This window comes from Paenibacillus sp. sgz302190, assembly GCF_059820445.1.
Window position 1 is genome coordinate 1 of sequence record NZ_JBZYAO010000028.1, and the last position, 11,191, is coordinate 11,191.

4 protein-coding genes are annotated in these 11,191 nt (G+C 61.0%); all 4 read right to left on the reverse strand.

All coding sequences use genetic code 11. From position 1 onward, the window contains the following. Nucleotides 1–2,457: AAA family ATPase (locus AC6RNO_RS25275; RefSeq protein ID WP_497107157.1), on the reverse strand; the 2,457-nt coding region annotated here is incomplete at its 3' end. A gap of 23 nt (nt 2,458–2,480) precedes the next feature. After that, complete coding sequence (locus tag AC6RNO_RS25280) at nt 2,481–3,656, reverse strand: exonuclease SbcCD subunit D (protein ID WP_488435562.1); 1,176 nt, start codon at nt 3,654–3,656, stop codon at nt 2,481–2,483. Nucleotides 3,657–3,672: 16 nt separating this feature from the next. Further along, the gene (addA, locus tag AC6RNO_RS25285) at nt 3,673–7,629 is read right to left on the reverse strand and encodes a helicase-exonuclease AddAB subunit AddA (protein ID WP_497107158.1); all 3,957 of its coding nucleotides are present in this window, start codon (nt 7,627–7,629) and stop codon (nt 3,673–3,675) included. Further along, nucleotides 7,626–11,189, reverse strand: a complete 3,564-nt coding sequence (gene addB, locus AC6RNO_RS25290) for a helicase-exonuclease AddAB subunit AddB (RefSeq protein ID WP_497107159.1) — start codon at nt 11,187–11,189, stop codon at nt 7,626–7,628. The genes addA and addB overlap by 4 nt, the downstream gene beginning before the upstream one ends. Nucleotides 11,190–11,191: the final 2 nt, after the last annotated feature.

An 11,191-nucleotide genomic window follows, 5' to 3' on the forward strand; every position in this document is an offset into this window, starting at 1 on the left:
CTGCTGCGCGCGCAGCCGCAGCCGCTCCAGCGCGGCGCTCGCCTCCGCGATGAGCTGCGGCACGGCGCCGCCGGGCGCGCGCTGGGCGAGCTGCCGCTCCTTGTCGGCGGCGAGCTGCGCCAGCCCCTGCAGCCGCTCGCGCAGCTGCAGGGCGGTTTTGTCGAACTCCAGCGCGTCCTGCTGGAGTTCGTTCATGCGCGCGAGCAGCCCGTCGAGAAACGGGATGCTCTTCTCGATGCGGCCGCGCAGCTCGTCCGCGAGCCGTTCCTTCTCCAGCAGCTCCTCGAGCTGCCGGTCGACGTGCTCCCAGGCAAGCTCGGCGAAGCGCGATCGCCAAGCGTCTGCGTGCTGCTGCAGTATATGCACCGCCGCAGCCAGTTTGCTCTCAGCCTCGCTCAGTGCAGCCGAGGCCGCCTGCTGCTGCGCTTCCATCTGCGCCTGCTGCTGCTCCAACTGCTGCAGCTCTTTTTGCACATTTACCCAGCCGCGCTCCAGCCCTTCGATTTGCTGCTGAACAGACGCTTCCGAAGCGTGCAGCGCACTCCAAAGCCCATCGATAGCTTCCGGGCTCATCTGCGGCCGCTCGTCCGCCGCAGTCAGCGCGGGAGCGGCCTCCAGCCGCGCCGCTTCCCCGGAATCCGGCAGTACCCGCTCACTATATTCAAGCACTTGCGTATGTATTGCCGAAACCCGCTTCAGCCGCTGTCTGTTCGCGAACTGCATTTCCTTCGTCTTCTGCAGCATGTTCTGCAGCCTGTTGAATGCTTCCTCACCGCTTCCGGCATCATCCGCATGCGCAGCGTCCAGCGGCGCCGGATGATGCGTCGAGCCGCAGACGGGACACGCTTCTCCGTCCGCAAGCTGGCCGGCCAATTGGGCCGCCAACGCCTGCCGCTCCCGGCGCAGCCATGCCAGCCTGCACCGCTCCGCTTCAGCGGACAGCAGAGGCGCGAGGCTGCTCAGCCGCTCCTCATCCTGCTGAACGCAGCTAATGGTTGCGGCTGCCGATTCCAACAAATCGAGCAGTCTATCCGCTGCCGTCCGGCGCTTCGCCGACAAGTCCAGGCTGCTTTGCTCCAACGATTTCAAAGCAGCGGCTTTTAGCTCCCGCTCCTTCTCCTGCCCGAGCTTTTGCGCCTCCAGCATTTCGATCGATTTCTTTTCGTGGGCGGCGGTTTGCAGCTGCTGCCTGACCGACACGCTCGTCTCCGTGCGCTTCAGCTGCTCTTTGAGCTCCGCCTGTTTCTGGAGCGCCCGCTCTTTCGTTTCGGCATTTTTGTGCAGTTCCGTCTGAATGCCGTGGTACTGCTCCAAAGCCGCAGCCTCGCCTGCGGCCGCTTCCCGCTGCTGCGCCTGCAGCAGCTCAAGCTCCTGCTGCAAAACGAGCGCTTGCTGAAGCTGATCCAAACGCAGCAGCAAAGGACCTTCGCTTGCGGCAAGCTCCTGCTGCGCCTGTTCGAACGCCTCTTCGGCCAGCCGGAACGTCCCGTCCGCGGCTAATTGCGCGGATTGCGCCTGCTGAAGCTGAGCGGCCGTTGCTTGAACTTCCCCGGAAGCAGCGCCATGCTGCTCCAAAAAAGGGCGAACGCGTTCGGCCTGCTCAGCCTGCCGGAGCAGTGTCTCTTTTTCCGCTATGCGGGCCTCGTCCTGCTGCAGCCGGGCGGCTTCTTGCTCCAGCTTTTTTTGTTCCTCCTGCCACTGAAACAACTGCTTGCACTCTTCGTATATGGCTTCCTGCCGCTGCAAAAGCAATTTGCCCCGCTCGGCCTCCTGCTCCGCCTCCCGCAGCCGGGACTCGGCTTCCGCCAGCGCCTGCTCCGACGCCTCGCCAAGCCCCTGCTGCTCGGCCGCAAGCTGTTTGACCGAGACGTCCGTTTCCTTCAGTCTGGAACTCACTTTTCCGCTCAACCGATCGCCGTACTGCTCCAAATGAAACAGCCGCTGCAGCATCTGCCTGCGGTCCTTGCCCGTGAGCGTCAAAAACTCCGCGAACTTGCCTTGCGGGAGCACGACTGCTCTCGTGAAATCCTGCATCGACAGCCCCAAAATGGCCTGCACCCGCTGATTGACTTCACCGGCTTTATCCGCCAGAACGATCGTTTCATCGCCATTCATTTGCAGCAGCCGGCTGACCGTCCCGTTGATCGACAGCTCCGAGCCGCGCTTGAATTGCCGCTCCACTTTGTAGCGCTGCGTCCCCGCAGCGTTCGTCAGCTCAAACGTGAACGAGACGAAAAGCGTCTGCTCCGCATGATTCATGATCGCTTGCGTGCCTCCGCTCGCCCGTTCGACTTTTCCGTACAGCGACAGTGTAATCGCGTCGAGAATCGACGATTTGCCGCTGCCTGTCGGGCCGAATATGCCGAACACACCGGCGTCGCACAGCCGGCTGAAATCGATCGTCTGCAGCTCCCTGTAGCTTTGCAGCCCGGACATTTGCAATTGTATCGGTCGCATAAATCATTTCCTCCTATGCGCGCTTAAGCGGATTCTTCCGCCGAATCGGTTTCCTGCAGCAGCTCCAAAAACAGCCTGACCAGCTCAGGCTCCGGCTGCGCGCCGCCGGTTTGCCGGGCATAGAACCGGGCAAACTGTTCTTCCATCGAAAGGGCGTCCTGCGGAACAGACGCTCTGGCGGTTTCGATTTCCGGATAGATCGGGCGAATGTGGATGAAACCGTCGCACGCTTTGCGCAGCGACTGAATTTGCTCCATGGACATCGCTTCCGTCATCGTAATTTCCAGGTCGATCCAGGCCCCGGCATCCCGGCCTTCGTCCAACCACTCATACACCTGCCGGATGCCCTGCTTCGCTTTCCAGCCGACGAGCGGCCGCCCGGAGATCAAATAAATTTCCTGCGGCTCGGCCGCCTGTCCCGGAGCCAGGTCCAGCACAGTGACCGATTTGGCTTGACCCGCTTCCGAGAAGCTGTACGCCATCGGCGAGCCGCAGTAGCGGATCGGCGATGCGGCCTTCACATTTTGCGGGCGGTGAAGATGGCCTAACGCGACGTACTGCGCGCCCGCCGTCAATGCGGCCGTATCGACGGTATATGCGCCGCCGACCTGGATCGGACGCTCCGATTCCGTCTCCTGTCCGCCCAGCACGTACACGTGGCTCATGATCAAATTGACCGTATCCGGCGCAAACGACGCCGCTTGCCGGCGGATTAAAGCGCCGACCCGTTCCGAATATTTGCTGCGCAGCGCTTCCTCCTCCGCCTCAAACGATAGCATCTCTTTAAGCCTGGATTCGGAAGGGTAAGGGAGCATGACCAGCTTGGCCAGCTCGCCGGTGCGGGCAATGCCGACTGTTTGAATGTCCGGCACGGGCAGACCGACCAGCGTTATGGACTGCTTGGCCGCAAGCGGAGCGGAAGCCGCCAGACGGTCCGGGTGGTCGTGATTGCCGGCAATGACCGCCACATGCCGCGCTCCTCCGTCAGCAAGCCTGGCGATTCCTTCATAAAACAGCTGCTCCGCTGCGGCCGGCGGATTGACGGAATCGTATATATCGCCGGCCACCAGCACCAGATCGATCTGCTGATCGCGCACGATCCGCACCAGCTCGTCCATAAAAGCTTCCTGCTCCTCCATGCGGCTGCGGCCTTCCAGCGTCCTGCCGAAATGCCAATCTCCGGTATGCAAAATACGCATCATTCAGCTCCTTTCTTTACATGTCCAGCAGCAGCGAACCGTCAAAAAAATATAAATATTTGCCGGCCACCGGACGTTTCCAAATATGTTCAACTGCGCGGGTATACAGGCTGATCTGCGTCTCATAACGCGTGCGAAGCTCGTCCGGGGAGCTGCCTTTTACCGCATCCGTTTTGAAATCGACCAGTACCAACCCCTCTTCATCCTCGAACAAGCAGTCGATGACCCCTTGTATGAGCACAGTTTCCCCAGATGTGGAATGCTCCGTCTCTCCATAAACATCGCCTGCGGGCAGGCCGAAGCTGAACGGCACCTCGCGCAGGACATGCGCAGCCTTCACCATGCGGCGGCCGATATCGCTGTGGAAAAACTTCAAAATAACCGGAATATCCACAACACCGGTTTGCTGCACGGTCAGCGTTTGCTTGCGCAGCATCTCTTCAAGCGTCTGGCGAATGCTCGCCTCGGTCGGCATTTCGGCCAGCGAAATGTTTTGCATAACCGCATGCACAACAGTCCCTTTCTCCGCAGCGGTCAGCTTCTTCTCTTCCATAAAACGCGGTCTGCGCCAAATCACAGCCTGCGGCTGCTCCGGAGCGGCCGGCAGCTCGCCTTCGCCTTCCAGGCGGCCCGTATCGGACAACCGCTTCATCTCGGATACCGTCGTCTTGGCGTAAAGCTTCGGCGCCTCCGCATGCGCGTATGACCATGAAAGCCTTGCCCCCAGCCAATCCGCCCATTTGCCGGAAGCGGGAACAGGTTCCATGCCGCGGACTTCTGCCCACCGCTCCGCATCCGGGAGCAGCGAGGCCTGCTCGTCCGTCAGGACGGCTTGCAGCGTTTCCGGCGTCAGGACGGTCACTTTCCACACGGACGGATCTTGCAGCAGGCGCACCTCCGGCGAGCTGTCGTTCATCCCGATCCGCTCCCGCCACGGAGCCGCGTCCGGATGGCGCAGCACGGCTGGTCCGACCCAGTCGAGGTAGCTTTTGGCTTTGGCTAATTCAAAATCGGGCAAATACCACTGCGTCCTGGACAAATGCCTCCCCCAGCTGCGCAGCTGTTTCTCCAGCGACTTCACCGTGCCGAGCAAATACAGCTTTTCTCTGGCCCGCGTAAGCGCTACGTACAGCACGCGCATTTCCTCAGCCAAAAGCTCCAGCTTCATGCGCCTTTTGATCGCCAGCTGCGGCAGCGTCGGATAGCTGACGCGAAGCGCCGTATCGACAAAGCGCGGCCCGAAGCCAAGCTCCTTGTGAAGCAGGAAGGCGTCGTTCAAATCGCGCTGGTTGAACATTTTCGCCATTCCAGCAACGAAAACGACCGGGAATTCCAGCCCTTTGCTTTTATGAATCGACATGATCCGGACGACGTCTTCCTGCTCGCCGAGCGCGCGCGCCGTGCCGAGATCGCCTCCACTGTCCTTCATCCGTTCGATGAACCGGAGGAAGCGGAACAACCCGCGCAGGGACGTACTTTCGTATTGCCTTGCCCGGTCGTACAGCGCGCGGAGGTTCGCCTGGCGCTGCAAGCCGCCGGGCAGGCCGCCCGCAAAATCGTAATATCCGGTCTGGCGGTAAATGTTCCAGATCAAGTCGGCGAGCGAGCCTTGGCGGGCATCGTTTCGCCACTGCTCAAGCCGCTCCGTAAACAGGTTCAGCCGGCCGAGCAGCTCCGCATCCGGCGGGCTCTGTTCCGGTGCATGTCCGCTTTCGCCAGCAAACTGGAGCAGCGCTTCATAAAACGGCAGCGATTTGTCCGTGATGCGGACCTGTGCCAGCTCGTCGGCGGTCAATTGCCCGACCGGAGAGCGCAGCACCGCCGCCAGCGGCACGTCCTGGTAAGGGTTGTCGATGATTTTCAGCAGTGAAATCATCACCTCGACCTCGGTAGCCGAAAAGTAGCCGGTGCTCAGCTCCGCATAAGCGGGAATGCCCTGCTGCTTGAGCTCGTCGATCAGAACCGGCGACCATTGCTGGGTCGCCCGCAGCAAAATGACGATATCCCTGTATGTCGCCGGACGTGTGCCGCCTGTGCGCTTGTCGAATACGCGAAACGGCTCGCTCTTCCCGCCGTCGCCCAGGATCTCGCGAATACGTGCGGCAATAGCCCGCGCTTCCAGCTGCGCCGTTTCCATCTCCTGCGCCTCCAGCACGGGATCGGCGAAAGCGGCGCTGCCATCGCCGCCGTTTTCCGGCTCCATGCCGTCCGCATCGTCCGGCTCCCCGCTGTCATCGGCCTCGCCCGCAGCCCGGCTGTCCGAGGAGCGATCGACGACCAGCAGCTCGACCGAGCAGTCCGAGGCCGGGGGCGGATAACCCGCGCCGTATACGAGCTCCGCTCTCGTGTCGTATTCGATCTCCCCGACTTTTTCGTTCATCACCTGCTTGAACAAAAAATTGACGGCGTCGACAACTTCCACCCGGCTGCGAAAATTGCGCGCCAGATCGATGCGTCCGCCTTCCGCCGTTCCTCCGGCCTGTTCCGCCTGCTCGCGCTTGGAGCGGTAAGCTTTGTATTTCTCAAGAAACAGCTCCGGCTCGGCCAATCGAAATTTATATATGCTTTGCTTCACATCGCCGACCATAAAGCGGTTTCCCGGCGCGGAGTTCGAGATCAGCGTCACGATCGCCTCCTGCACCCGGTTCGTATCCTGATACTCGTCGAGCAGCACCTCCGCAAATTGTTTGCGGTAGGCCAGCGCCGCTTCGGACGGAATCAGTTCGCCCGGCGGTGAGCCCGGCGCAATTAAAATTTGCAGGCAGTAATGCTCCAGGTCGGCAAAATCGATCAAGCCTTTTTCCGCTTTCGCCTGCCGGTAGCGCTGCCCGAAGTCCTTCACAAGATCGACCAGCGTATGCAGTACAGGAGCCAGCTCGGCGATTTCCTGCGTAAACTGTTCGGGCGTTCGGCCGAACAGCTCCTCTTTGATTTTGCCGATCTGCTCTTTGGCCCGGTTGCGGAGCTCTTTCACTTCTTCCTGCAGCTCTTTGTCGTAATCGTCGCCCTTGCACGCCTTCAGCTTCCCGAATTCAACCGTTTGGAAGCCCTGGTACAGAACGGACCACGGATAGGACGTCGTTTCCAGCAAATTGTGCACAAGCAGCAGGTCTTCCCGCAAATTGTCCAAATAAGGCGCCGGACCGCCGGGCAGCTCGGCCAGTTCCTGCGCCTGGCGCAGCAAATCCGCTGCGCCTTCCAGCTCCAGCGACAGGTCGCGGACCAAAGCCCGCTCCCAGACCGACATATCCGCCGGCGCCAGGGCGGCGGCCGCCTCGCGCAGCGCCTCCATCCCGGGCGCTCCCGCATCCGCTGCCTCGCCGACTGCGGGAGCGGGCGGCCCGAACATCGAGGCCGTCGCCCGCAGCCAGTATTCCGGCCACGGGTGGCTGCGCGACACGTCATACAGCTTCTGCACAAGCTGCATGATCGCGTCGTCGCTGCGCTCGCCGCTGAACGAATCGACCAGCCGCCAGAAGGCGCTGGCTTCTCCGCTCGCGGCGTAATACTGTTCCAGCATCTCGCCGAGCAGATCCTGTCTTAGCAATTCCGCTTCCGTCTCGTTGGCGATCCGAAACCCCGGGTCCAAACGAATCAGACTGAAGTAGCGCTGCACCACTTCCAGACAAAAAGAATGCAGCGTCGTAATGGACGCGCGCCCCATCAGGGCGAGCTGCTTGCGCAAATGCTGCGAGTTCGGCTGCTTCGTCAGCTCTTTCTCCAGCGCGTCGCGGATGCGGTGCTTCATTTCCGCTGCCGCCGCTTTGGTGAACGTCGCGACGAGCAGGCGGTCGACATCGATCGGCTCCCATTCGCTGGAGATCCGGCGAATGATCCGCTCGACGAGCACCGCCGTTTTGCCGGAGCCGGCCGCAGCAGCGACGAGCATATGCCGGCCGCCGAGCGTAATCGCATCCCATTGGTCGTCCGTCCAGGTGCTGCCCGCCGGCTTTGGTTGTTGGTGTCGGTTCAATTTGCTGCGCTCCTTTCCGCGGCCCCGGACGCGGCCGTGCGGGCACCCTGCTCCAATTCGGACCAAAGCTGATCTTTTCCGCGCTGTCTCCATATTTGCATTTCATTGCCTTCAAACAGCGGGTCGAACTGGCAGACGGAACGGTACGAGCAATGCTGGCAAGCCGTTTTTTTGCCCAGCCGGTAAGGCGCGATATCGACATGCCCGTCGGTAATGCCGGTACCGATTCGCTTCACCTGCTTGCGCACATAGCTGCGCAGCGTGTCCCACTGGGCATCCGTCGCTACCGAAGAGCTGGAATAGAAGGTGCCGTCCTTTTTGATCGCCACCGGAATGAGCTGGGAGTGGCCTGCCGCCTGGACGAGCTGATCGTCCATCAGACCCGCGACGGCGGCGTCGGCGGTGATCAGGCCTTTCATTTTAAACCGCTTGCGCAGCTCCTGTTCGACTTCGCTCGGTGCAAGCGCATTTTTTTGCTGCAGCATCGGGTTATGTACATGAAAGTACAGCACGCCCGCCGGCTTCGCCGGAATGCCCAGCCACTGCTCGGCGTGCGTCAGGATGACATCCAGATAGGTGAGCATTTGCAGAGAAAGACCGTAGTACACCTCGGAGAGCTGCAGCGAAGTCTGGCTTGATTTGTAGTCGATAACGCGCAGCAGCACGCCCTGTTCGCCGTCGGCTTTGTCGACGCGGTCGATGCGTCCGATAATTTCCATCGTGCAGCCGTTGTCGAGCTGAAAGGTCAGCGCCGGCAGCTCTTTGCCCGGTCCGAAGTCGATTTCCAGGCCGAGTGGCTGGAATTGACCGCGTTTGGCATGTTCGCCGAGCACGACCGCAGCCCGTCCGACCACCTGCTTCAGCTTACGCGCAATGTAGGCGTAACGGCTGGAGCTCAGCAGTATTTCCCCCTGCAGCCTCGGCGCCAGCTCGTCGACGACCTGCGCGGAACGCTCCATGCATGCCTCCGCCGAAAGCTCGCCCCAGGACAATTGGTCCTGCTGAAGATTGCGGACGAACTGATTCAGGGCAGCGTGGAACAATTGGCCGATGTCCGGTGCATCCAGCCTGTATACCCGCCTTTCCTGCAGCCGTAAGCCGTGAGACAAGAAATGGGAGAACGGGCACGCGACATACCGCTCCATCCGCGAGACGCTTGCGCGCAAATGTTGGCCGTACAGGCGCTGGCTCGTTCGCGCGCTTAAGTCCGCCTCTTTGTTCGTATATTGCAGCGCGCCGACGATCGCTTGCAGCTTCATCCGCCAGTCCGGCCGGTCGGCATACCAATTGTAAGTCTGCCACCAGAGATCGGCCATGCGGCCGCCGAGCATCCAATGCTTCATGCGGACGGCCAAATAGGAAATCGCCTGGCTTGGATGGGCGATGTAGGCAGCCTGCTCGCTTTCCGGCGCTTCCGCCGCCGGTTCGGCGAGCAGAAGCGGCTGCTCGGTCCCCGGGAACAGCTGGCGCAATTGCTTGATCAGCTCCGAGGGCAGCAGCGATTTCCCTTCCTCGTCGGCCAGCGGATAGCTGAGCCATAATCTTTTGCCGGGCACGGTCAGCGACGTGTAAATAATAAACTGCTCATCCAGCAGCTTGCGCCTGCTGCCGTCGGCCATCGGCAGGCCCGATTCCGTCAGCGCCTCGCGCTCCGCTTCGGTCAGCACGCCTTTTTCATCCATCTGCGCCGGAATGACGCCGTCGTTCACACCCAGTATGTAAGCGTAGCGGATGCCGCTTGAGCGCGTCCGGTCCATGCTGCCGACCAGCAGCTGATCCATGGACGGCGGCACGAGGCCGAGCTTCATGCTTTCCATCCCTGTCTCCAACAGCTCGGCAAAAAGCTCCGCGGACACCGCATCGTCCCCCATCGTCTCGACCAATTGGTCGAGCATGTCCATGACGCTGTTCCACATTTGTCCGTGCTCGCGCGCTTTTTCCGGCTTGCCCCCATGAAGGGAGGCCTCCCCCCATGCCTCGAGCTTTTGGGGCGCATCGACGCTTTCCAGCAGCATATAGAGCGCCTCAACCTGCGCTTTGACCGTCTTCGCCTGATGCAAACGCTTGGCGAAAGCAAGCAGCGGCTTGACGACGATTTCCCTGGCCGCGTTCAACCGCTCCAACTCAACAGCGTCTGACTGAATCGCGTCTTCTGCCTGCTCCAAATTGGCGCGCAGCTTGAACGTCCACGGCTTGCCGTCCGTCCAGCGGTAGCCTTGAATGCCGAAGGCCAGCACGTAGTTTTCCAGCTTGTCCATGAGAGGACGGTCGGATGCAGCATCGGCGGGGAGCAGCAGATCCGTTTTGATCAGGCGGAAAACTGCGTCATAGTGCCAGTTATGCTGCACGACCTCCATAGCCGAGCGGATAAATTCCACTAGCGGGTGATGCAGCACGGCGCGCTTTTGGTCAAAAAAATGAGGGATTTCATAGTCGGACAGCACCGACTTGAGCAAATCCTGATACCCCTCCATGTTGCGCACCATAATGGCGATTTCACGCCAGCGCACCCCCTGCTCGCGCACGAGCCGCAGCATGTCGCGCACCGCCCCCTCCACCTCCGCCCGGCGGTGAACGGCTTCCTGCACGACGAGCTGATCGCTCAGCTTCTCGTCTCCGCTTGGCTTGTAACGCTGCGCCAGCCCGCCGATACGACCATCGAACATACGTTCCAGATGACTGAGCGCAGGACTATCCTTGAAGCGCGGCGAGCTGTCCGGCGATAGGCACAAAACTTCCGCAGGGCCAAGCCCCAGCTCCCAGATCATTTGCTGCAGGCGCACCATCGTTTTTGCCGTCGGATGAAACAGATCCAGCTCGTCAGGCCTGTCTTCCGCCGCCAGGGCGCGGTCGAGGCAGAGCGTGATCGTCACATCTTTGCAGCTTGCAAAAAGCCCGCCAAGCACGGCGAACTCCTGCGGCGTAAAACCGTGAAAGCCGTCGATCCAGATCGAGGCCGACCGCAAATAAGCGGAATTCGGAATTTGCTCCGCCAGCAGGGTCAAATAGTCTTCTCCGTCCAAATACTGCCGTGCCAGCGACGACTCGAACTCCCGGTACACCAGCCGGATATCGTGCAGCTTCTCGCGGAGAAGGCCGCTTGCTCCGATTCCAGCCATATGATTGCGCTCATGTTCGTCAAGCTGCCCCGCCGTCACGCAGTACCGTTTGAACTCCGTAAACAGTTGGTTGAGCCTGTCGACAAATCCCATCTGCCCGGCCGCATGGCCGAACAGGCGAAGCTGTTCCTTGCATGTATGTAAAATGCTCGTCAAAAGCAGTTTTTTGCCGGTATCGTCAATCGGCAGCCTTGCCGTGCCGCCTTCCTCCTGCATCACGCGCCAGGCCAGGCGGTGAAAGCTCAGCACCTGCGCACGGATCATGCCGCCGATCTGCGGATCGGACACAAGCGCATGCTCCGCTTGAAAGGTCGCTTGCTCCGGGACGAGCAGAATCAGCGGCGGTCCCTCCGGTTCGGCCGCCAGACGCTGCTTCAGCTCGGCCAGACAGCGTTCGCTTTTGCCGCTCCCGGCCCGGCCTATCACGAATCTTATCGTCATGA